This window comes from Acidovorax sp. GW821-FHT09A11, from assembly GCF_059418365.1.
In genome coordinates this window covers 136,838-159,925 of sequence record NZ_JBWKPS010000007.1, presented here as the reverse complement: position 1 = coordinate 159,925, position 23,088 = coordinate 136,838, and the positions used below count along the sequence as shown (strand labels likewise).

Sequence of the window (23,088 nt, the reverse complement as noted above, 5' to 3'; positions counted from 1 at the left end):
TCGCCGGTCAACGCGCGGGTGGGCGCTCCAGCAGCATCGCATCCCCGTAGCTGAAGAACCGGTACCCCTGCGCGATGGCGTGCCGGTACAGGCCCATGGTGTGCGCATAGCCCGCGAACGCGCTCACCAGCATCATCAGCGTGCTCTTGGGCAGGTGGAAGTTGGTGACCAGCACATCCACCACCTGGAAAGCAAAGCCCGGCGTGATGAAGATGCTGGTGTCGCCCGTGGCCAGACCGGTCTTCGCCCACGATTCGAGCGTGCGCACCGTGGTCGTGCCCACGGCCACCACGCGGCCACCGCGCTGGCGGCAGCGCTCCAGGGCTGCCAGCGTGGCCAGCGGCACCTCGTACCACTCGCTGTGCATCTGGTGCTCGGCCAGGTTTTCGGTCTTGCAGGGCTGGAAGGTGCCCGCGCCCACGTGCAGCGTGACGCTGGCGCGCTCGATGCCGCGCGCGGCCAGGCCGGCCAGCACGCCCTCGTCGAAGTGCAGCGCGGCGGTGGGCGCGGCCACGGCGCCGGGGGCGCGCGCAAACACCGTTTGGTAGCGCTGGCTGTCCTCGGCTTCGTCGGGGTCGTGGCCGGTGTTCTGCTGGCGCTCGATGTAGGGCGGCAGCGGCAGGTGGCCGTGGCGGTCCATCAGCTCCCACGGCGACTCGCCTGCGGGGCCGTGCAGCGCAAAGCGGAACAGCGGGCCGTCGTCATGGGGCCAGCGGCCCAGCAGCGTGGCGTCGAAACCACCGCCGTGGCGGCCGCCCGCCATGTGCACGGTGCTGCCGGGCAGCGGCTTCTTGCTGACCTTCATGTGGGCCACGACTTCGTTGCCCGTGCCGCCGGCTTCGGCGGGCAGCACGCGCTCGATCAAGAGCTCCAGCTTGCCGCCGCTGGCCTTCTCGCCAAAGATGCGCGCCTTGACCACCCGGGTGTCGTTGAACACCAGCAGGTCGCCTTCGCGCAGCAGGCCGGGCAGCTCGCGGAAGATGCGGTCCACGGGCTCGATGGCGCGTCCGTCCAGCAGGCGCGAGGCGCTGCGTTCGGCGGCGGGGTGCTGGGCAATGAGTTCGGGAGGCAGCGAGAAGTCGAAGTCGCTGAGCGTGTAGGTGCGCGGGGCAGGCGGGCTGGATGCGGTCATGGGGCTTGAGGGCCGGACAGGCCCGTGCCAAGAAAAAAGCGGAGAGGCCGCCATTTTCCCACGGCGGGGCCGGGGGCCGGGCCTACCAGGTCTTTTCGGGAAAGCCCGACCACAGCTCGTTCAGGTCCGGAAAGCGCCACTTGTCCGGGTCTTCGCGGGCGACGATCTTCTCGTGGCACCCCGGGGCGGAGAGATCCACCGTCTCGGGCGGGACGCGCAGGCCGGAATTGGTGGAGAAGAACACCTTGACGTGGGGCGTGGTGAGCGCCGCGGCCGATTGCTCGGTCACCACGCCGATGCGGCCCGAGGTCAGCCGCACGAGCGAGCCCACGGGATAGATCCCGATGCTCTTGACGAACGCCTGGAACAGCCGCGCGTCGAAGTGGTCCTGGGTCCATTCGGCCATGCGGCGCAGCGATTCGGCGGGGTCCCAGCCGCGCTTGTAGGGGCGGTCGGAGGTGATGGCGTCGTACACGTCGCAGATCGCCGTCATGCGCGCGATCACGCTGATGCCATCGCCCTGCAGCTTGTCCGGGTAGCCGGAGCCGTCCACCTTCTCGTGGTGGTGCAGGCAGGCGTCCAGCACCGCGTCGGGCATGTTGCCGCCTTCCTTGAGCATGTGAAAGCCCTGCACCGGATGGCTGCGCACCACGGTGAACTCCTGGTCGGTGAGCTTGCCGGGCTTGTTGAGCACCGCGAGCGGTACCGCGGCCTTGCCCAGGTCGTGCAGCAGGCCCGCCATGCCGGCCAGCCGCTGCTGGTCGTCCTTGAGCCTGAGCTGTTTGGCCAGCGCCACCATGAGCGCGCACACGGCCACCGAATGCATGTAGGTGTAGTCGTCCGCCGTCTTCAGGCGCGCCAGGCTGATGAGCGCGCCCGGGTTGCGGGTGACGGAGTCCGAGATTTCCTCCACCAGGCTCTGCGCGCTGGCGGAGTCCACCGCGCGCCCCAGGCGTGCCTCGTTGAACATCGAAATCACCGCCTCCCTGGATTTCACGCAGAGGGCGGCGGCGGCCTTGAGCTCGCTCTTCATGTCGGCGGGCTTGCGGTCGCGCCTGGGCGGCGGGGGTGGGGAGGGCAGCGTGACCTTGATGGGCGGCAGGTCCTCCAGCCGGCTGAAGTCCGTCTCGATCTGGGCGTCCACCTCCTCGCGGGACACCGAGGCGGTGCCGGGGGCCACGTCCCGGCCCCGGGAGGTGTCGATCCAGCATTCATGGATCGCGGTGGCCTGGATGCGGGCGAGGTCCTTGGGGTCGCTCAGCAGGAACTTGGCCCGCCAGAAGGGGTGCTCCATCCACGAGCCGCAGAACTCGTGCAGATACATGCCCAGGGTAAGGTGCTGAATTTGGATGCGCTTGAGCATGGCAAGAAGACCCCTGGACTCGGAAAAGGCGCCTGCTTTGACGCGCTGGCAGTGGTAACCATGGTAGCCTTTTTGCCCATTCGTGTCGTTCGTAAAACCCGCTACATGCCCGCCGCCGTATCCAGAGTTTCCCCTAGGGGACATGTGAATGCCGATTCGCCCTAGCCCCCCGGCGGCGGCGGCGCCTGCCGTGTCCAAGGGCGGTGCATCGGTGGCCCAGAAGGCGCTGCAGAAGCTGGGCCTCCAGCGCGACATCGACCTGGCCCTGCACCTGCCCCTGCGCTACGAGGACGAAACCCGCATCACCCCGCTGGCCAGCGCGCGCGACGGGCAGATGGTCCAGATCGAAGCCACCGTGACCGCCAGCGAGGTGCAGCTGCGCCCGCGCCGCCAGCTGGTGGTGCAGGTGGAGGACGGCTCCGGCACGTGCGAGCTGCGCTTCTTCAGCTTCTACCCCTCGCACCAGAAGACCCTGTCCGTGGGCGCGCGCCTGCGCATCCGGGGCGAGGTCAAGGGCGGGTTCTGGGGCCGGCAGATGCTGCACCCCGCGTTCCGCCTCGCGGGCGGCGAGCTGCCCGCCGCGCTCACGCCCGTCTACCCCACCACGGCCGGCTTGCCGCAGCCCTACCTGCGCCGCGCGGTGGTCGGTGCGCTGGCCCGGGTGGACCTGTCGGACACGCTGCCACCCGGCACCGAGCCGCCGTATGCGCGTTTTACAAGCCAGAATGGCCTCCAGCGCTTGTTCAGCCTGCGCGAGGCGCTCACTTTTTTGCACCACCCCACGCCGGATGTGGCGCTGTCCACGCTGGAAGACCACAGCCACCCCGCGTGGCAGCGCCTGAAGGTGGAGGAGCTGCTGGCCCAGCAACTGTCGCAGCAGCAATCACGCCGCGCGCGGGACATGCTGCGTGCGCCGGTGCTGAAGGTGCGTCGGCCCACCGATGGTGCGCTGCCGCTGCACGAGCAACTGATGGCCGTGCTGCCCTTCAGCCTGACCGCCGCGCAGCGCCGCGTGGGCGAGGAGATCGCGGCCGACCTGGCGCGCCAGGTACCCATGCACCGGCTGCTGCAGGGCGACGTGGGATCGGGCAAGACCGTGGTGTCGGCCCTGGCCGCGTGCCTGGCCATGGACGCGGGCTGGCAGTGCGCGCTGATGGCGCCCACCGAGATCCTGGCCGAGCAGCACTTCGCCAAGATGATCGGCTGGCTCGAACCCCTGCTGGCCGCGCGCGGCCGCAGGGTGGCCTGGCTGGTGGGCGGGCAAAAGAAGAAGGACCGCACCGCGATGCTGGCGCTGGTCGAGAGCGGCGAGGCCGCCCTGGTGGTGGGCACCCACGCCGTGATCCAGGAGCAGGTGCGGTTCAGGAACCTGGCGCTGGCCATCATCGACGAGCAGCACCGCTTTGGCGTCGCGCAGCGGCTGGCGCTGCGGCAAAAGCTGGCGGAGGGCGTCGCCGCCGGGCCGCCCCAAGGCGACGCGGCCTCCTCGGGGGGCAGCGACCCGCGCAGCGGCGGAGCGTGGGGGCGCAAGGTTCCCATGGAGCCGCACATGCTGATGATGAGCGCGACCCCGATTCCGCGCACGCTGGCCATGAGCTACTACGCCGACCTCGACGTCTCGGTGATCGACGAGTTGCCCCCCGGCCGCACGCCCATCGTCACCAAGCTGATCGCCGACAGCCGCAAGGACGAAGTCATCGAGCGCATCGGCGCCCAGGTGGAGGCCGGGCGGCAGGTGTACTGGGTGTGCCCGCTGATCGAAGAGAGCGAGGCGCTGGACCTGACCAATGCCACCGCGACGCATGCCGATCTGAGCGAAGCGCTTCCCGGCGTCATGGTCGGGCTGCTGCACTCGCGCATGCCCAGCGCCGAGAAGAAGGCGGTGATGGCGCTGTTCACCAGCGGCCAGATGGGCGTGCTGGTCAGCACCACAGTGATCGAGGTGGGCGTGGACGTGCCCAACGCCTCGCTCATGGTCATCGAGCATGCCGAGCGCTTTGGCCTGTCGCAGCTGCACCAGCTGCGCGGCCGCGTGGGGCGCGGCGCGGCGGCGTCCGCCTGCGTGCTGCTGTATGCCACCAACGACAGCGGCCGCGTGGGCGAGACCGCCAAGGAGCGCCTGCGTGCCATGGCCGAGACCAACGACGGCTTCGAGATCGCCCGGCGCGACCTGGAGATCCGGGGCCCCGGCGAGTTCCTGGGCGCGCGCCAGTCGGGCGACGCGCTGCTGCGTTTTGCCGACCTGGCCACCGACACCGTGCTGCTCGACTGGGCCCGCGAACTGGCGCCGGTGATGCTGGACCGCCACCCGGACCTGGCGGCGCAACACGTGGCGCGCTGGTTGGGTGGAAAATCGGACTATCTGAAGGCATGAAGATGACATTCCCCCCAAGCCGCCGCGCGCTGCCGCGCGCGCAGCATGGGCAGGGGACTGCCATTCACCCCCAGCCCAGGAACAGACCATGACCCTGACCGAACTCAAGTACATCGTCGCCGTGGCGCGCGAGAAGCACTTTGGCCATGCGGCCGATGCCTGCTATGTCTCGCAGCCCACGCTGTCGGTCGCGATCAAGAAGCTGGAGGAAGAGCTCGACGTGAAGCTCTTCGAGCGCAGCGCGGGCGAGGTCTCGGTCACGCCGCTGGGGGAGGAGATCGTGCGCCAGGCCCAGAGCGTGCTGGAGCAGGCGGCGGCCATCAAGGAAATCGCCAAGCGCGGCAAGGACCCGCTGGCCGGCCCGCTGACCCTGGGCGTGATCTACACCATCGGCCCCTACCTGCTGCCCGACCTGGTGCGCCAGGCCATTGGCCGCTCGCCGCAGATGCCGCTCATGCTGCAGGAGAACTTCACGGTGAAGCTGCTGGAAATGCTGCGCACGGGCGAGATCGACTGCGCCATCCTGGCCGAGCCGTTTCCGGACACGGGCCTGGCCATGGCGCCGCTGTACGACGAGCCCTTCATGGCGGCGGTGCCCAGTTCGCACCCGCTGGCGGCCAAGAAATCCGTGACGGCCGCCGAACTCAAGAGTGAAACCATGCTGCTGCTGGGGGCGGGCCACTGCTTTCGCGACCACGTGCTGGAGGTCTGCCCCGAGTTCGCGCGCTTTGCGAGCAATGCCGAGGGCATCCGCAAGTCCTTCGAGGGCTCCTCGCTGGAGACCATCAAGCACATGGTGGCCGCGGGCATGGGCGTGACCCTGGTGCCGCGCCTGTCGGTGCCGCGCGACGCCCTGCTGACCGTGTCACGCCGCCGCAAGAGCGACGAGACCTACATCCGCTACCTGCCCATCCGTGAAGAGGACGGGGGGCCGCCGCCCATGCGCCGCGTGGTGCTGGCATGGCGGCGCAGCTTCACGCGCTACGAAGCCATCGCGGCACTGCGCAACGCCGTGTATGCCTGCGAGCTGCCCGGCGTCAAGCGCCTGTCCTGACCCCGCCTGCGCGGGACTACACTCTCGCCCCGCATGGCGTGCGGCTGCTTTCGGGCGGCACGCCGCGGGCGGCGCCAACGGGCCGCCCGCACCGCGGGGCTGCGCCACATGCGCACCGCGGGCGCCCTGCGCACTCCACAACCCAAGGAAAGCAATAGATGAAAAAAATCCTGATGGCCGCCGGCCTGGCCCTGGGCCTGGCCGCGTGCACCAGCATGCCCACCAACGCACCCTCGGCGGGCACGGTCAAGAAGGCCGACATGGACCGCCTGGTGGCCGTGCTGCCCGCTGCGGCACAAGGCAGCTTCACCGAGTTCCTGGCCCAGGCCGCGCGCGAGAACCCGCTGCTGCGCGCCAGCGTCTCGGCCTATGCGGCCAAGCAGCCGCTGGCGGGGGATGACCTGGTCAACATCGGCCGCCTGCTCGGCCTGTACAACCGCCTGCACAATCAATCCGCGGTGATCGACGCCACGGCGAAGATGGTGGCGCTCCCCACCTTCCGGTCCGAGAAAGTACCGCCGCACGAGGACAAGTCCATCATCGCCTTCGGCGCGCTGGTGGAACGCATGGCCCGCGATTTTGGCCTGCAGTACCGCAATGTGGACAACCGCATCTTTGAAGTGAAGCTGCCCGGCACGGGCAAGGAGGAGTTCGGCATCCTCACGCACGCCGACGTGGTGCCCGTGGTGGCCGACGAATGGGTGCTGGACGACGGCACGCGCCTCGATCCCTTCAAACTCACGCGCGTGGGCGGCAACCTGTACGGCCGCGGCTCCATCGACGACAAGGGCTCCATCGCTGCCGTGCTGTACGCCATGAAGGCCGTGAAGGAAAGCGGCCTGCCGCTGTCGCGCACCATCCGCCTCATGATCGAGACCACCGAGGAAACCGGTGGCGACGCGATGAAGTACTACCGCGCCAGGACCGCGCTGCCCGAGTACAACATCGTGCTCGACAGCAAGTACCCCGCCGTGGTGGCCGAGAAGGGCTCCGGCGCGCTGCGCGCCTCGTTCGCGCTGGGATCGATGGCTAGCGTCAGTGCCACCGCCATCACCGCCATGGCCGGCGCCGCATCGGCCAACGCCGTGCCGCAGACCGCCACGGCCAGGCTGCAAGGCGGCAACACGGCCGACGTGGCTGCGCGCCTGAACGCTGCCAAGGCGGCATTCGTCGAGAAGTACAAGCCGCAGGGCGGGCCCTTCAGCATCGACGTCACGCAGGACGGCGCCGCCGTGCAGGTCAAGGTCACCGGCGCATCGGCCCACGGCTCGCGCCCCGAAGAGGGCGTGAACCCGCTGCCGCGCCTGGCGCTGTTCCTCAAGGAGTCCGGCGTCGCTCTGGCCCCCAACGGCTACGCACAGGCCGTGCGCTACCTCACCGACCTGTACGGCACCGACTACCTGGGCCGCACGCTGGGCCTGGCGTATGCCGACGACTTCATGGGCCCGCTGACGATGTCGCCCAACCTCATCCGCGAGAAGGATGGCAAGGTCGACGTGCTGGTCAATGTGCGCATGCCCCGCGGCAGCACGCCCGAGGCGCTCTCCCAGGCGACGGCCGCGAAGATCAAGGCCTGGGGCGCCCAGGCCGGCGTGGCGGTGGAGGTGGACCACAGCCAGGGCAACTGGATGGCCCGCGACCCCCAGGGCGCCTGGCTCTCCACGCTGCTCAACACCTTTGGCGACACCACGGGACTGGAAGCCAAGCCCGTGCCCACGGCCGGCAGCACCACGGCCAAGCTCATGCCCAACGCGATCAACTTCGGCCCCGCCATGCCGGGCAAGAAGTACACGGCCCACAACGCCAAGGAGTTCAAGGAAGTGGTGGACCTGGACGCGGACATGCAGATGTTCACCGAGATGCTCGTGCGCATCGGGAATTTGAGCCAGATGCAGTGATGGCTTTGGCGCCTGCGCTACAGTGACCACCAGCCGCCGTGCGCCGTGGCCCGGAGCCTTCCGGGCTGCGATGGCGCGGCGGATTCCATCGATTGACCCCCATTCCAACGAAGGAGCTTCCCATGGCCAAGGCCCCCAAGACCACCGCAGCCCCCAGCATCAACATCGGCATCAGCGACAAGGACCGCGCCGCGATCGCGCAAGGCCTCTCGCGCCTGCTGGCCGACACCTACACGCTGTACCTGACCACGCACAACTTCCACTGGAACGTGACGGGCCCCATGTTCAACACGCTGCACACCATGTTCATGGCGCAGTACACCGAACTGTGGAACGCGGTGGACCCGATCGCCGAGCGCATCCGCTCGCTGGGCCATGTGGCGCCCGGCTCGTACGCCGAGTTCGGCAAGCTCGCCACGGTGCCCGACGCGCCCGCCAAGCCGCCCAAGGCGCTCGATATGGTGCGTGTGCTGGTCGAAGGCCACGAGGCCGTGGCCCGCACCGCCCGCAGCCTGTTCCCGCTGGCGGACAAGGCCAGCGACGAGCCCACGGCGGACCTGCTGACGCAGCGCCTGACGGTGCACGAGCAGACGGCGTGGATGTTGCGCTCGCTGCTGGAGGAGTAGCCGCACCGCAGCCCTGGACGCGGGGCGGCGCCCGCGTGCGCCCCCAGGGGACGGAAGTGCGTGTTGTCCTACAGGGGGCCGCCTGGCTTGTGTGGATGATCCGGGCTTGGGCATGCCGCCTGCTGCCGTGGGGCGACGTCAGGGGCATGGAGGACAAGAAAATCTGTGATGTATGCGAATCCTCTACGTGGAAGACAACGCCGAACTGCGCGAGACCATTGGCATGCTGATGGAGGGCGAAGGCCAGACGGTGACTTCGTGCGCCACGGCCGAAGAAGCCCTGGAGCTTGATGCCCTGCAGTCCTACGACCTGCTGGTCTCGGACGTGAGCCTGCCCGGCATTTCGGGGACGGATCTCGCGCGCCGGCTGCTGGCCCAGGACCCGCAACGCTGGGTGGTCCTGTGCTCGGGCTATGAGCTGGGCCACTATCCCGGCGCCTGGGGCCCCAATGTCCGGACCTTGCTCAAGCCCTTCGACCTGGAGGACCTGGAGCAGCTGCTGAGTTCCATCCGCGAGGCGGTGGCGCGCCCCGTCGCCTGACGCGCCACCGCCGTGCCGGCTCAGGCCGGCGGTGCCTTGCGATCGCCGGGCGCAGGCGAGACCCGGGGCAGGGTCACGCGAAAAGAGGTGCTTGCGTCCTGTGAGCACACCTCGATGTTCCCCGAGTGCGCGCGAACGATCTGGTACGCGATGAACAGTCCCAGCCCCAGCCCCTGGTGGCGCCCCGGCTCTCTTTCCCGTCCGTGGAACGGGTCGAAAAGATGGGGCAGCAGGCCTGGCGGTATCACGCCCCCGTTGGCCACCGAGACCGACACGCTCCCCGCCTGGGTTCCGTCCACCGCGATGCGCACGGGTTGCGCGGGATCGCCGTGGTGGATGGCATTGCCCACCAGGTTGGTCATCACCTGGCACATGCGCTCGGCGTCCCAGACCCCGGCCAGGTCCCCCGCCAGCGTGGACTCGATGCGGTGGGCCGGGAACCCGGTCTGCACCTCGTCCAGCGCGCGCTGCACCACGGCCTGCATGCCGACGGGGCCCAGCTGAAGGGCCAGCCCGCCCGCGTGGCGTATGCGGGTGACGTCCAGCAGGTCTTCGATCATCCGGCCCATGCGCTGGCTGCTGCTGAGCACCCGGTCGGCCATCGCGCCCACCTTCTCGGCATCGGGCTGGCGCTTGAGCACCGTGGCGGCCGCCGTGATCGACATCAGGGGCGTGCGCAGGTCGTGGCTCAGCACCGCCATGAACATCTCGTTGATGCGCAGCGCCGCCGTGCGCTCCTTCAGTTCGTGGGCCAGGGCCTGCTTGCGCCGGTGCAGCTCGAAGAACACGTTGGCCTTGCTGGTGAGCACGTGCGGTTCGATGGGCTTGTACAGAAAGTCCACCGCACCGCTTTCGTAGCCCCGGAACTGCCAGTTCTGCTCGCGGGAACCGGCGGTCATGAAGATCAGCGGAATATGGCGCGTGCGCTCGCTGCCGCGGATCAGTTCGGCCAGCTCAAAGCCATTCATCTCCGGCATCTGCACATCGAGCAGGGCCAGCGCCACGTCCCCGTGGGCGAGCAGCAGCTCCAGTGCCTGCGGGCCGGACTGGGCCTTCAGGATGTCGAGGCCGTCGCGCTGCAGCAGCGCTTCCAGCGCGATCAGGTTTTCAGGAATGTCATCGACGAGCAGGCATTTGATGCGGTCGGTGTGTGGCATGGTCTTCGCGTGCGGGGAGAGGATGTGGGCGTCGGGGTGGGTAAGGGCGCGGTGCATCACAGCAGGCGCTGGCGGTGCAGGTCTGCGAGCAGATCGGCAATGCCTTTGGGGGGCAGGACGTGGTGGGCCTCGGTGCAGGCCAGCGCGGCCTGCGGCATGGTGGGCATGGCCGCGCTGGCGGGTTCCTGGACGATGGCCAGCCCGCCCGCGGCGCGGATGGACCGCAGGCCGTGGGCCCCGTCCTCGTTGGCGCCCGAGAGCAGGATGCCCACCAGGCGTCCGCCATACTGGTCGGCCGCGGATTCGAAGAGCACGTCGATCGAGGGGCGCGAGAAATGCACGGGCGCGTCCACGGACAGCGCGATGCCCGGCCCCGCATCCACCAGCAGGTGGTAGTCCGGCGGCGCGAAGTACACCGCGCCCGGGGCGATGGACTGCTTGTCCTGCGCTTCGTGCAGGGGGAGAGCGCAGCGTTGCCGGAAGATTTCCGCCAGCAGGCTGCGCCGGTCGCGGGGCAGGTGCAGCACGATCAGCACCGCGGCGCGCAGGCTGGCGGGCAGCGCGGGCAGCACCTGCATGAGCGCATCGATGCCGCCGGAGGACCCGCCCACCACGATGGCGTCGTAGCCCTCCAGGGGCTCGGCTGGCGGGTGTCGTGGCCGCGTCACAGGCCCGCCTTCTTGCGGTAGATGCGGTCCTCGGGCACGAGGTCGTCAAAGGCATCCGCCTGGCCGGAGAACCGCAGCGACTCCTTGGAGCCCAGGCCCAGGAAGCCCCGGTGGCACAGCGCGTCGCGGAACAGCCCCAGCGCCCGGTCCTGCAGTTCGCGCTCGAAGTAGATGAGCACGTTGCGGCAGGAGACCAGGTGCATCTCGGCGAACACGCTGTCGGTGGCCAGGCTGTGGTCCGAGAACACCATGTGCTCCTTGAGCGACTTGTCGAACACCGCCCGCCCGTAGTGGGCCGAGTAGTAGTCCGACAGGGAGCTGCGCGCGCCCGAGCGGGCATGGTTCTCGGTGAAGGACGCGACACGGGCCACGTCGAACACGCCGGCCTCGGCGGCATGCAGCGCATGGGGGTTGATGTCGGTGGCGTAGATCAGCGTGCGCTCGAGCAGGCCTTCCTCGTGCAGCAGGATGGCCAGCGAATACACCTCCTCGCCCGCGCTGCAGCCCGCCACCCAGACCTTGAGCGACGGGTAGGTGCGCAGCAGGGGCACCACCTCGTTGCGCAGCGACAGGAAGTAGCTTGGGTCGCGGAACATGTCGCTGACCTGCACCGTGAGGTACTCGAGCAGTGCCGGGAACACCGCGGGCTCGTGCAGCACGCGGTCCTGCAGCTGCGAGAGCGTCTGGCACTGGAACTGCAGCAGGGCCGTGTTCAATCGCCGCTTGAGGGACGCCTGCGCATAGCCCCTGAAATCGTAGTGGTAGCGGTGGTAGATCGCATCGATCAGCAGGCGCTGCTCGATGTCCGCCGTGCGGGCCTTCTTGCGGTGGGGCATGGTGCGCTGCCGGGTTACTTGGGCATCCAGACCCGCACCAGCGACAGCAGCTTTTCCACGTCGAGCGGCTTGGCGATGTAGTCGTTGGCTCCGGCCGCCAGGCATTTTTCCTGGTCGTCCTTCATGGCCTTGGCGGTGAGCGCGATGATAGGCAGGCGCCGCCATTCCGGGCGGGCGCGAATCTCGCGCATGGCGGTGTAGCCGTCCATCTCCGGCATCATGATGTCCATGAGCACGAGGTCGATGGCATGGGCGCTCGCGCCGCTGTCGGCGCGGGCCAGGGCGTCCAGCGCCTCGCGGCCGTTGCGGGCGATCTCCACGCGGATGCCCGAGGGCTCGAGGATGCTGGAGAGCGCGAACACGTTGCGCACGTCGTCCTCCACCACGAGCACGGTGCGCCCTTCCAGGGCCGTGTCCCGGTTGCGGGCCACCTGCAGCATCTGGCGGTGTTCGGCGGACAGCTCGGACTCCACCTGGTGCAGGAACAGCGTGACTTCGTCCAGCAGCCGCTCGGGCGAGCGGGCGTCCTTGATGATGATGGACTTGGAGAAGCGCCGCAGCAGCTGTTCCTCGTCGCGCGACAGCGCCCTGCCGGTGTACACGATGACGGGCGGGAACGACACGCCGTCCTGCTCGGTCATCTGCTGCAGCAGCTCGTAGCCGTTCAGGTCGGGCAGGTTCAGGTCCATCACCATGCAGTCGAAGGTCGCGCCGCGCAGGTGTTCGAGGGCGGCGGCGGCGGTGCCGGCGCAGACGATCTCCACGCCATCGCGGCTGAGCAGGTGGCGCACGCTTTCCCGCTGGCGCTCGTCGTCTTCGACCACCAGCACGCGGTGCATGTTCTGGGTGAACTTGGCCTCCAGGCGCTCCAGCGCATGCACCAGTTCCTCGCGCTTGACCGGCTTGAGCGCGTAGCCCACGGCGCCCCGGCCCATGGCTTCCTGCGAATAGTCGGCCACCGACACCACGTGCACGGGGATGTGGCGCGTGGCCGGGTTGCGCTTGAGCTGGTCGAGCACGCCCAGTCCCGAGAAGTCCGGCAGGTTCACGTCCAGCACGATGGCGCTGGGCAGGCTCTGCGTGGCGGCCAGCATGCCGTCGGCGGCGTTCAGGGCCACGGCGCACTCGAAGCCCATTTCCTGGGCCAGGTCGCGCAGGATGTGCGCAAAGCGTTCGTCGTCCTCGATGATGAGAATGCTGCGCGCACCGGCACGCGGCAGTGGCGCCGGGCCCGCGCGGGTGCCCGGAGGGGGCGGGGCGTCCTGCGGCGCCGCGGCGGGCAGCCGCGCGGGCGCATCGGCGGGCGGGGCGGGCTCCGCGCGCACGCTCGCGGGCAGGAGGGGCGCCACCGGCATGGCCGCTTCCAGCTGCAGGGGCAGGACCAGCGTGAACACGCTGCCCTGGCCGGGCGTGCTTTCCACGGTGATGTGCCCGCCCAGCAACTGCGCCAGGTCGCGTGAGATCGACAGGCCCAGGCCCGTGCCGCCGTACTTGCGGTGGGTGCTGCCATCGGCCTGGCGGAAGGCTTCGAAGATCAGTTCCTGCTGGTGCGCGGGAATGCCGATGCCGGTGTCCTTGACCACGAACGACAGCGTGTCGCCGGGGTTGCGGGACACGTGCAGCGCCACCGAGCCCTGCTCGGTGAACTTGATCGCATTCGACAGCAGGTTCTTGAGCACCTGTCCCAGGCGCAGGGGGTCGGTGTCCATGGTCGCGGGCACGTCCGGGGCCACGGTGGCGTTGAGCGCCAGGCCCCTTTCCTGGGCCAGCGGGCGCAGCGGGTCCACCAGTGCCTGCACGGCCCGTGCGATGGAAACCGGCTCCACGGCCACGGTGGCCTGGCCCGCCTCGATCTTGGACAGATCCAGGATGTCATTGATGAGCGCCAGCAGGTCGTTTCCGGCCGCGTAGATGGTCTGCGCGTACTTCACCTGGTCGCTGCTGAGGTTGCCGGGCTTGTTGTCCGACAGCAGCTTGGCCAGGATCAGCGTGGAGTTGAGGGGCGTGCGCAGCTCATGGCTCATGTTGGCCAAGAATTCGCTCTTGTACTGGCTCGACAGTTCCAGCTCGCGGGCCTTGTCGGTCAGCGCGCTCTGGGCGCGCAGGAGCTGTTCGCGCTGGTGCTCGAGCTGCTGGGTCTGCTCTTCCAGGTGCGCATTGGTCTGCTCCAGCTCGGTCTGCTGCACTTCCATCTGCGCCTGCGATTCCTGCAGCACGCGGCTTTGCTGCTCCAGCTCCTCGTTGTTGACCCGCAGCTCTTCCTGCTGCATCTGCAACTCCTCGGATTGGCGCTGGGTTTCTTCCAGCAGGGATTCAAGGCGCGTGCGGTCGATGCCCGAGCGGATGGCCACGGCCAGCATCTCCGAGGCGCGCTCCATCAGGTCGCGCTCGGCCTCGCCCACCGGCCGGTAGAAGCCCAGCTCGATCACGGCGAAGACTTCGCCGTTTTCCACCGCGGGCGCCACCAGCAGCTCGGCAGGGCCGGACTGCCCGGTGCCCGAGGCGACCTGCAGGTGGCCCGGCGGCACATCGCGCACATGCAGCAGCTGGCGCGAGCGCACGGCCTGCCCGACGAGGCCCTCGCCCGCGAGGAGTTTCTGCTCCAGGCGTTCGCGCGGCAGGGCATAGCCGCCAAACAGCGCGAAGCTGCCGTGGCCATTGGCCGCATAGCCCGCGCCGACGGAGGCCTTGAGGTAGGTGGCCAGGTATTCCAGGGCCAGCTCGCCGATGTCCTCGAGCCGGTGGTCGCCCTGGATGCGCTGGCCCAGGCCGGTGAGGCCCGCCGCCACCCAGGACTGCAGGGCCTTGGCGCGGTATTCGCGCGCGGTCAGCGCGGCGGAGACGCAGATCAGCACCAGCAGCACCAGCGAGCCGCCCCACGAGTAGTAGGCGGAGGCCGTGGCGGCATCCACCCACTGCTGGCGGCGGGCTTCCAGCTGCTGGCTTTGCAGCGTGAACAGGTCGGCGGCCAGGTCGCGCACGCGGTCCATGAGGTTCTTGCCGGCATCGGTGCGCACGAGCGCCATCGCGCCGTCGGCATTGCCGGCCTTGCGCAGCTCGATGGTTTCGTTCAGCTCGCGCAGCTTTTGCTGGGCCAGGTCATCGATCTGCACCACCAGCCGCCGCTGCACGGGGTTGTCCGCCGTGCTGGCCTTCAGGGCGGACATCTGCCGCTCCACCGCGGTGAGCGCGAGCTGGTAGGGCTGCAGGTAGGGGGCTTCGCCCGTCAGCAGGTAGCCCCGCTGGCCCGTCTCCGCGTCCTTGAGGGCCGAACTCAGCAGATTGAGCTGGCGCATCGCCAGGGTGGTCCGGTCCATCGCATCGACCGCGTCGGCGCGCAGTTCGGAGGCGCGGAAATTGACCAGAGCGATGACCAGCGTGGCCAGGGCCGCCACCACGAAACCCGCCAGCAGCGTGCGGGGGATGGCAAAGCGCGTGGCGGCCTGGGGGCTCGATGATCGGGGCATGCGGGCTGGTCCGTAGTGGAAGGGAACGGGAGACTTTACCGGTTCTTCGGGCTGCCCGTACCCTCCCTGCTACATTCGGTGCGCCCGCGTGTCCGGCGGGTTTCCACCGTCCTTTTCCGCTCAGCCCGCATGCCGTCCGTATCTTTGCGCAGCCGCTTCGCCCTGTACCTTGACCTCATCCGCTGGGACCGCCCCGCCGGCTGGCTGGTATGCCTGTGGCCCACGCTCAGCGCGCTGTGGATCGCGGCGGACGGGTTTCCGGGCTGGCACCTGCTGGCGGTGTTCGTGCTGGGCACCATCCTCATGCGCAGCGCGGGCTGCTGCGTGAACGACGTGGCCGACCGCGACTTCGACAGGCATGTCAAGCGCACGGCGCAGCGCCCGGTCACCACGGGCGCCGTGGGCGTGAAGGAAGCCCTGGCCCTGGGCGCGGTGCTGGCGCTGCTGGCGTTCGGCCTGGTGCTCACCACCAACGCCGCGGCCATCGCCTGGTCGGTGCCCGCGCTGCTGGTGGCCATCGCCTACCCGTTCTCCAAGCGCGTGATCTCCATGCCGCAGGCGGTGCTGGGCATCGCGTTCAATTTCGGCATCGTGATCGCGTTCGCCGCGGTGCAGGGCGCGGTGCCTGCCGTGGCCTGGTGGATGTGGCTGGGCAACCTGTTCTGGGTGCTGGCCTACGACACCGAATACGCCATGGTGGACCGCGACGACGACCTGCGGATCGGCATCAAGACCTCGGCCATCACGCTGGGCCGCCTGGACGTGGCGGCCATCGTGGCGTTCTATCTGCTCTTCCTGTCCATTTGGGCTGTAGCGCTTGATCGGTATGCGCTAGGTGCTATGTTTTACATAGCAATCGCCGGGGCGCTCGCGCAGGTGCTGTGGCACTGGCGCCTGATCCGCCACCGCACCCGCGAGGGGTGCTTCAAGGCCTTCCGGGTCAACCACTGGCTCGGCGCCACGGTGTTCGCGGGGATCGCCGGCAGCTATCTGCTGCGCCAGCTGGCGGCCCATTGACCCGTTTGCAGACGGTGTCTCCGCCTGTCACGGGGCTGCGCGGTACCCGCTGGCCGCGGACGGCATGGCCCCGGCCAGGGCAGCGCCTCGGGGCTTAGCCGCCGAATTCATCGCCCAGTTCAAGCGCCCGCTGCTCGGCGGCGCGCATGGCGGCCTCGAAGCTCGCGCCCATGCCCGCGGCCTCCATGGACTGCAGCGCCGCGTAGGTGGTGCCGCCTTTGGAGGTGACGCGCTGGCGCAGCACGGCGGGCGGCTCGTCGGAGCGGCGCGCCAGCTCCGATGCGCCCACGAACGTGCCCACGGCCAGCTGGTGCGCCTGCTGCTGCGACAGCCCCATGCCGACGCCCGCGCGGGTCATGGCTTCCAGGAAGTAAAAGACATACGCCGGGCCCGAACCCGACAGCGCCGTGACCGCGTCGAGCTGCTTTTCGCTTTCCACCCACAGGAATTCCCCGGTGGACGCCATGATGGACTCGACCTGCACGCGGGCGGCCGCGTCCACGGCGGGGCGGGCATACAGCGCGCTCATGCCCTTGCCCACCAGCGCCGGCGTGTTGGGCATGGTGCGCACGATGCGTTCGGTGCCCAGCCATTGGGCGATGCTGTCCGAGCGGATGCCGGCGGCCACGCTCAGGTGCAGCGCGTCCTGCGTGTGGGCCCGGGCCTGGGCGGCCGCGTCCTTGAAGGTCTGGGGCTTGACGGCCCAGACCACGATGCGGGCGCGCTGCAGGGCGGGGCCGGCTTCGGGCTGGGCCTCGATCCCGTAGTTCTTGCGCAGCGCCTCGCGCGCTTCGGGCCAGGGCTCGACCACTTCGATGTCGCGGGCGGGGTGGCCCTGGTGGATCAGCCCGCCAATGATGGCGCTGGCCATGTTGCCACCGCCGATGAAGGCGATGACGGGCAGGGAGGTGGGAGCGGCGGAGGTGTTCATGTCGGGCAGGCGGAGGGAATCAAAAGCTGGCAGTTTAGGGAATCTCGGCGGCCAGCCATTGGAGCGCGACGCCGTGGGTGGCCGCGGTGCCGGGCGGGAGCGTGCCAGCGCGGCGGCGAAGGACCAGCGCGCAGGGCCCTTCGCCGCGCGAGGCCAGCCGCTCGCGCAGCGCCTGGGCGGCGGGCGGTTCTGCCGCGCCGGGGGCGCTGGCCGCGCGCTCGGGGCTCTGCAGCCACAGCAGCGTGCTACCCAGCGGGAGCCGCGCGGTGCGGATTCCGCCTGCGCTGGCCAGGGTGGCGGCCTGCGCCTGCGCGCCCAGCAGGGCCTGGTAGCGCGCCAGGGTGGCATCCAGGTCGTGCACGGCCACCGTCAGCGCCGCAGCGCCCTCTGCGCCGTTGGGGTGGACGCGGGCGGCGCCTTCGGGCACGCGCAGGGCCCGGGGGGTGATGTCGCCGCACAGGAAGGGAACGTCCGGCGTGGCGTGGCGCGCGGTCTGCCAGCGAAGCTGCGCGCCGTCGGGCCGCAGCCGGCCGCCGTCGACCGGGCCGGTCAGGGTGCCGAGCCCGCGCGCGCGTGCGTCCGCCAGCGCCTGCACGGTGTCCGGCGCACGCAGCGCGAAGTCCACCAGGCCTTCGCCATGGTCGCGCAGCGTGCGGTACCAGCGCTCTTCGGGGGCCGGGGCCCGCCATGCGATGAGTTCCAGGTAGGCGCCGTCCGCAAACACCACCAGGGCGTTGTGCGAGGTGCGCCCCGGGTGCTGCCCGCCGGGAAGCACCTGCAGGCCCAGGGCGCGATAGTCGGCGATGGCGGCTTGCAGGTCGGCCACGGCGATGACGATGTGGTCCAGGGCGAAGGGCATGGCGTGGAGCTCCATGGTCATTCGTCCAGCTTCAACCGGGTTTCGCGCACGAATTTGCCCCAGCGCTCATATTCCTCGCGCACGTGGCGCTCCAGGCCCGGCCCGTCGCTGGCGACGACTTCAAAGCCCGCCTGCGTGAGCCTGGCCTTGATGTCGGGCGTCTGCAGGGTGGCCTGGAAGTCCTCGGTCAGCTGGTGCACCGTGGCGGCCGGTGTCGCGGCGGGCACGAACAGCCCGATCCAGGAATAGGCCTCGAAGCCGGGGAATCCCGATTCGGCCACGGTGGGCACGTCGGGCAGTTCGGGCAGGCGCCGGGCGCCCGTCACGGCCAGCGGCTTGATCTTGCCCGCGGCGATCTGGCCGCGCAGCGCCGCATAGCTGAGCAAGGTCAGGCTGGCCACGTCGCCCAGCACCGCCTGGACGGCGGGACCGCCGCCGCCAAAGGGCACATGCAGCACGAAGGTGCCGGAGCGGCGCTTGATGTCCTCCATCACCAGGTGGTTCATCGAGCCGAGGCCGGTGGATGCGTAACTGTATTTGCCGGGCGCCTTGGCGGCCAGGTCGAGAAAGCCGCGCAGGTCCTTGGCCGGCACGGAGGCGGCGGCGCCGATCACCAGCGGAAACCGCAGCGCCAGCGAGACGCCCGCGAAATCCTTGAAGGTGTCGTAGGGCAGCCGGGGCTTGGCGATGGGGTTGATGGCGTGGGTGTCGAAGCTCACCAGCACGGTGTTGCCGTCCGGGGCCGACTTGGCCACGTACTGCGTGGCGATCTGGCTGGCCGCGCCGGGCCGGTTCTCCACGACCACCGGGCGGCCCGCCTTCTCGGCCAGGCGGGGCTGCAGGATGCGCGCCGCGATGTCGGTGCTGCCCCCCGGTGGAAAGGTGATCACCAGCTTGAGGTTTGCATCGTTGCTGGCCAGCGCGGGGCCGCCCAGCCCCAGGGCGGATGCAAGGGCGGCCGACAGGATCTGGCGGCGGGACGCGGTGCGGGTCATGGAAACTCCTCTTCAAGTGAATCAGCGGCGGGCGCCAAGGCTGGCGCCCGCGGACATGCCGGGGGGCGGGCCTCAGCCCATCCACTGGCTCACGGGCACGGCCGTGTCCTGCAGTTCCTGCGAGACCACGTCGACCAGCGCCGGGCCGTCGTGCAGGAGGGCCGCCCTGATGGCGCCCTCGAGGTCGGCGGGGTCCTCCACCTGCCAGGCCTTCACGCCGAAGGCCTCGGCCACGCGCGCATGGTGGGTGCGGTTGAAGTCCACGGAGAAGTAGCGCCCGTCGTAGCCGGTTTTCTGGCTGGCCTTGATCCAGCCATAGACCGCATTGGAGAACACGATCATCTTCAGGGGCACGTTGCGGCGCACGATGGTCTCCAGCTCCCCACAGGTGAAGCCGAAGCTGCCGTCGCCCATGACGGAAACCACCACCGAGTCCGGCTGCCCGAACGCCGCGCCCACGCCGGCCGACATGGCGAAGCCCAGCGCGCCGTGCGCCCGGTTGGTGATGAAGTGGCGCCCTGATTGCGGTGCGTTGAAGTAGGCGGTGAAGTAGGGGCAGGGCGTGCCGGGGTCGGCCACCACGATGGCTCGGGGCGGCAGCAGCCGGTTGAGCACGTCCACCACGCGCTCGGGCTTGATGGGGCGGTCCAGCGATGCCGCCAGCGGTGCGAAGAAGGCCTGCTTGCGGGCGCGTGCCTCGCCGGCCAGCGCCCCGCCATCGGCCGCGTGGGCGGGGCGGCGCCCGATGCGCGCCTGCACCGCGGCGTGCAGCGCCTGCAGGCCGAGCAGGGCATCCCCGACCAGCGCCACGTCGGTGCGGTAGTTGGTGCCGATGGTCATCGCATCCACGTCAAGGTGCAGGATGGTGACCTTGCGGGACGGCATCTGCCAGTGCTCGGTGGTGGTGGAGCCCGCGCGCGCGCCGATGAACAGGACGAGGTCGGCCTGCGCCACCACGGCGCGGGTGGCATCGATCCCGCCATTGGTGCCGACCACGCCCGCGTTCAGCGGGTGCGTGTCGGCCAGGCTGCCCTGGCCGCTCACGCTGGTGCAGACCGGCGCGTTGAGCAGCGTGGCCAGGGCGTCGAGCGCCGCGCTGGCGCCAGCGATCACCACGCCGCCGCCGCAGATGAGCACGGGCGACGTAGCCGCCACGAGGCGGTCGGCGGCCTCGTCCACCGCCGCGGGGTCGGGTGCCGAGCGGTGGGCGGGAAATTGGCCATGCCCTGGCTGCGCCCACACCTCCGCGGGGTCGATGGCATGTTTTTGCACGTCGTAGGGCAGGCAGATGTGGGCCGCGCCGGGGCGGCCCGTGGTCATGGCACGGAAAGCACTGCGCACGGCATGCGGAATCTGGTCCACCCGGTCGATGGTGGTGTTCCATTTGGTCAGGGGGCGGTAGAGCGCCTGCTGGTCGAGTTCGGTCAGCGGGAACTTGCCGCGCGCGCCCACCGACACATCCGAGGTGATGCCCAGCACCGCCACGGAGGACTCGTTGGCCTCCACCAGCCCGGGCAGCAGGTAGGTGGCGCCCCCGCCGCTGGGGCCCTCGCACACACCCACCTTGCCGGTCACGCGGGCGTAGGCGTCGGCCATGTAGCCGGCGCTGCGCTCGTCGCGGGTAAGGATGTGGTCGATGCCGTGGTCCAGGCGCGCCAGGGCGTCATAGAACGGCAGGCTGGTGTCGCCGCACAGGCCGAAGATGTGCTTCACGCCGTTGTGCTGCAGCATGCGCACCATCGCATCGGCGCCATTGAAAGGGGTCGTCATGTCGGAGGGCCTTCGTCGGGTTGGGGTGATTCGCGAGAATTCATTTAAGTATACCTAAATGAATTCTGAAAGAGCGCGTGCACAATACACCCCCATGACAGCTCCCATTGCCAAGATTCGCCGCGAGAGAGGTTCCAGCGTCTACAACACGCTGCGGCACATGGCGATTGCCTACCAGTTCAAGCCCGGAGAGCGCCTGAGCGAAATCGAGCTGGCCGAGCGCCTGGGCGTGAGCCGCACGCCCGTGCGCGAGGCCCTGGGGCGGCTGGTGACGGAAGGGTTCCTGCAGCCGGCCACGCGGGGCTACATGCGCCGCCCGCTCGACGTGCAGGAAACGCTGGACCTGTATGAAGCGCGCGTGGCGATCGAGCGCGAATGCATGCGGCTGGCGATCGAGCGGGCAACGGACGCCCAGGTGGAAGAGGCCTGTTCCTACCTGGAGGAGAGCCGGCGCGTTCCCGCCGCGGCTGCGGTGCAGCGGCTGGTGGAGCTGGACGAGGGCTTTCACATGCGCATCGCGGACATGGCGGGCAATTCCGAATTGCGGCGCATGCTGCTGAGCCTCAATGAACGCATCCGGTTCATCCGCTGGATTGACATGGAAAACGTCGGGCGCGATTCCACCCAGCATGAGCACCAGGACATCCTGCAAGCCCTGCGCGCGCGGGACCCGGCCCTGAGCGAGCGTCTGCTGTCCGCGCACATCGCATTGCGGCGCGACCAGATCGTGGACGCGATCACGCGGGGGCTGGCGCGCATCTACCTGCCGCAGGAGCAGGCGCAGCCGCCCGGGGCCATGCCGCCCGCGGCCTGAAGGCGGTGAGCCTGCCTATGCGGCCGTGGTCTGCCGCACGGCGTGTTCCCAGTTCGCCATCAGCTCCTGCGCGCGCGCGCTGCCCAGCGTGGGGACGAAGCGGCGGTCGGCGCGCCACAGCTGCGAGAGTTCGTCCGTGCTGCGGTACACGCCGCTCGACAGCCCCGCCAGGTAGGCCGCACCGAGGGCCGTGGTTTCGATGACGGCCGGGCGCACCACGGGGATGCCCAGCAGGTCGGCCTGGAACTGCATCAGCAGGTCGTTGATGCAGGCGCCGCCGTCCACGCGCAGCTCGCTGACCGGTGCGCCGCCGGCGACCACGGCATCGCGGCTCATGGCCAGGAGCAGGGCGGCGCTCTGGTAGGCGATGCTTTCCAGCGCTGCGCGGGCGATGTGGCCCAGCGTGGTGCCGCGCGTGAGGCCCGTGATGGTGCCGCGCGAATCGGGCTTCCAGTACGGGGCGCCCAGGCCCGTGAAGGCGGGCACCATCATCACGCCGCCCGAGTCGGGCACGCTCTGCGCCAGCGACTCGACCTCGTTGCTGGTGGAGATGGCGCGCAGGCCGTCGCGCAGCCACTGCACCACGGCGCCGCCCACGAAGACACTGCCCTCCATGGCGTATTCGGGCGCCGTGCCTGCCTGCGCCGCGCTGGTGGTGAGCAGGCCGTTCTGGCTGGTCTGGAACACGCCGCCCGTGTGCATCAGCATGAAGCAGCCGGTGCCGTAGGTGTTCTTGGCCATGCCGGCCGTGAAGCAGGCCTGGCCGAACAGCGCGCTTTGCTGGTCGCCCGCCACGCCGCCGATGCGGATGGAGTGGCCCAGCAGGTCGGGGGCGATGTCGCCAAAGTGGGCGCTCGACGGCAGCACTGCGGGCATCAGCGCCCTGGGAATGCGCAGCAGCGCCAGCAGCTCGTCGTCCCACTGGTTGGTGTGCACATTGAAGAGCATGGTGCGCGAGGCGTTGCTCACGTCCGTCACATGCACCTGGCCATGGGTGAGTTTCCACATCAGCCAGCTGTCCACCGTGCCAAAGGCCAGGTCGCCGCGCTCGGCGGCTTCGCGCGCACCGGGGACATGGTCCAGCAGCCACTGCAGCTTGGTGCCCGAGAAGTAGGCGTCCACCAGCAGCCCGGTCCTGGCCTGGATGGTGGCTGCGTGGCCTTGTTCGCGCAGCTGTGCGCAGGCGGGTTCGGCACGCCGGTCCTGCCAAACGATGGCGTGGTGCACGGGCTGGCCGGTCCTGCGGTTCCACAGCACCGTGGTCTCGCGCTGGTTGGTGATGCCCACCGCGCGCACGGCGCTCGCCGCTATGCCCGCCTTGGCAAGCGCATCGCGTGCCGTGGCCAGCTGGGTGCGCCAGATCTCCAGCGGGTCATGCTCGACCCAGCCGGGCTGTGGGTAGATCTGCGGCAGCTCCAGCTGCGCCTGCGCCACGATGTGGCCGCCTTCGTCAAAAACGATGCTGCGGGAGCTGGAGGTGCCTTGGTCGAGGGCGAGCAGGTAAGTCATGGTGACGAGGGGCTCCGAAATGTATGAATCCACGTAGTGTCCACGGCGGTCGATCAGCGCGCGGCCCAGACCAGCGG

The 23,088-nt window shown here is 69.6% G+C and carries 18 protein-coding genes; 7 read left to right on the top strand and 11 right to left on the bottom strand.

Translation table 11 applies throughout. The features are described 5' to 3' along the window. Positions 1-7 precede the first annotated feature (7 nt). Both queA and AC07PV_RS18700 read right to left on the bottom strand, forming a co-directional pair. Positions 8-1,132 carry a tRNA preQ1(34) S-adenosylmethionine ribosyltransferase-isomerase QueA gene (gene queA / locus AC07PV_RS18705; RefSeq protein WP_218341234.1) on the bottom strand — a complete coding sequence of 375 codons (1,125 nt, stop codon included), beginning with the start codon at positions 1,130-1,132 and terminating at the stop codon, positions 8-10. An 82-nt stretch (positions 1,133-1,214) separates the two neighbouring features. Beyond that, entirely contained in the window at positions 1,215-2,495 is a 1,281-nt protein-coding gene (locus AC07PV_RS18700; RefSeq protein WP_218296806.1) for a cyclic di-GMP phosphodiesterase, read from the bottom strand. Positions 2,496-2,643: 148 nt separating this feature from the next. On the opposite strand from AC07PV_RS18700, the gene recG reads away from it, so the two are divergent. From recG to AC07PV_RS18675, 5 genes are all read left to right on the top strand, one after another. Next, entirely contained in the window at positions 2,644-4,869 is a 2,226-nt protein-coding gene (recG, locus tag AC07PV_RS18695) for an ATP-dependent DNA helicase RecG (protein WP_494631019.1), read from the top strand. A gap of 88 nt (positions 4,870-4,957) precedes the next feature. Continuing rightward, positions 4,958-5,923 carry a LysR substrate-binding domain-containing protein gene (locus AC07PV_RS18690; protein WP_218296808.1) on the top strand — a complete coding sequence of 322 codons (966 nt, stop codon included), beginning with the start codon at positions 4,958-4,960 and terminating at the stop codon, positions 5,921-5,923. A gap of 158 nt (positions 5,924-6,081) precedes the next feature. Further along, entirely contained in the window at positions 6,082-7,821 is a 1,740-nt protein-coding gene (locus AC07PV_RS18685) for a dipeptidase (protein WP_494631018.1), read from the top strand. A gap of 122 nt (positions 7,822-7,943) precedes the next feature. After that, entirely contained in the window at positions 7,944-8,447 is a 504-nt protein-coding gene (locus AC07PV_RS18680) for a Dps family protein (protein WP_218296810.1), read from the top strand. 172 nt (positions 8,448-8,619) lie between these two features. Then, positions 8,620-8,988: a response regulator gene (locus AC07PV_RS18675; RefSeq protein ID WP_218296811.1), complete on the top strand. Its 369-nt coding sequence runs from the start codon at positions 8,620-8,622 to the stop codon at positions 8,986-8,988. Between the two features lie 20 nt (positions 8,989-9,008). On the opposite strand, the gene AC07PV_RS18670 is transcribed toward AC07PV_RS18675, so the two are convergent. Genes AC07PV_RS18670 through AC07PV_RS18655 form a run of 4 tightly spaced genes read right to left on the bottom strand, consistent with a single transcriptional unit; the run spans position 9,009 to position 15,116 of the window. Beyond that, a complete protein-coding gene (locus AC07PV_RS18670) occupies positions 9,009-10,145 on the bottom strand; it encodes a hybrid sensor histidine kinase/response regulator (RefSeq protein ID WP_494631057.1) in 1,137 nt (378 codons plus the stop codon). Between the two features lie 56 nt (positions 10,146-10,201). After that, a complete protein-coding gene (locus tag AC07PV_RS18665; RefSeq protein WP_494631017.1) occupies positions 10,202-10,813 on the bottom strand; it encodes a chemotaxis protein CheB in 612 nt (203 codons plus the stop codon). Beyond that, a complete protein-coding gene (locus AC07PV_RS18660) occupies positions 10,810-11,649 on the bottom strand; it encodes a CheR family methyltransferase (RefSeq protein WP_218296812.1) in 840 nt (279 codons plus the stop codon). The genes AC07PV_RS18665 and AC07PV_RS18660 overlap by 4 nt, the downstream gene beginning before the upstream one ends. 14 nt (positions 11,650-11,663) lie before the next feature. Further along, on the bottom strand, positions 11,664-15,116 hold the full coding sequence (locus tag AC07PV_RS18655; protein WP_494631016.1) for a response regulator: 3,453 nt from the start codon (positions 15,114-15,116) through the stop codon (positions 11,664-11,666). A 129-nt stretch (positions 15,117-15,245) separates the two neighbouring features. Between AC07PV_RS18655 and ubiA the strand changes: the two genes are divergently transcribed. Next, a complete protein-coding gene (gene ubiA, locus AC07PV_RS18650; RefSeq protein WP_218341238.1) occupies positions 15,246-16,133 on the top strand; it encodes a 4-hydroxybenzoate octaprenyltransferase in 888 nt (295 codons plus the stop codon). 94 nt (positions 16,134-16,227) lie between these two features. Here the strand turns inward: ubiA and proC are convergent, their stop codons facing one another. From proC to AC07PV_RS18630, 4 genes are all read right to left on the bottom strand, one after another. Then, positions 16,228-17,064, bottom strand: coding sequence for a pyrroline-5-carboxylate reductase (gene proC / locus AC07PV_RS18645; RefSeq protein ID WP_494631015.1), 837 nt, complete (start codon positions 17,062-17,064; stop codon positions 16,228-16,230). A gap of 34 nt (positions 17,065-17,098) precedes the next feature. Continuing rightward, entirely contained in the window at positions 17,099-17,923 is an 825-nt protein-coding gene (locus AC07PV_RS18640) for a VOC family protein (RefSeq protein WP_494602345.1), read from the bottom strand. A 17-nt stretch (positions 17,924-17,940) separates the two neighbouring features. After that, positions 17,941-18,918, bottom strand: a complete 978-nt coding sequence (locus tag AC07PV_RS18635; RefSeq protein ID WP_218296817.1) for a Bug family tripartite tricarboxylate transporter substrate binding protein — start codon at positions 18,916-18,918, stop codon at positions 17,941-17,943. 72 nt (positions 18,919-18,990) lie between these two features. Continuing rightward, positions 18,991-20,688: a thiamine pyrophosphate-binding protein gene (locus tag AC07PV_RS18630; protein ID WP_218296818.1), complete on the bottom strand. Its 1,698-nt coding sequence runs from the start codon at positions 20,686-20,688 to the stop codon at positions 18,991-18,993. A gap of 94 nt (positions 20,689-20,782) precedes the next feature. On the opposite strand from AC07PV_RS18630, the gene AC07PV_RS18625 reads away from it, so the two are divergent. After that, positions 20,783-21,502: a GntR family transcriptional regulator gene (locus AC07PV_RS18625; protein WP_494597611.1), complete on the top strand. Its 720-nt coding sequence runs from the start codon at positions 20,783-20,785 to the stop codon at positions 21,500-21,502. A 15-nt stretch (positions 21,503-21,517) separates the two neighbouring features. On the opposite strand, the gene glpK is transcribed toward AC07PV_RS18625, so the two are convergent. Continuing rightward, positions 21,518-23,011: a glycerol kinase GlpK gene (glpK, locus tag AC07PV_RS18620; RefSeq protein WP_494631014.1), complete on the bottom strand. Its 1,494-nt coding sequence runs from the start codon at positions 23,009-23,011 to the stop codon at positions 21,518-21,520. Positions 23,012-23,088 lie beyond the last annotated feature (77 nt).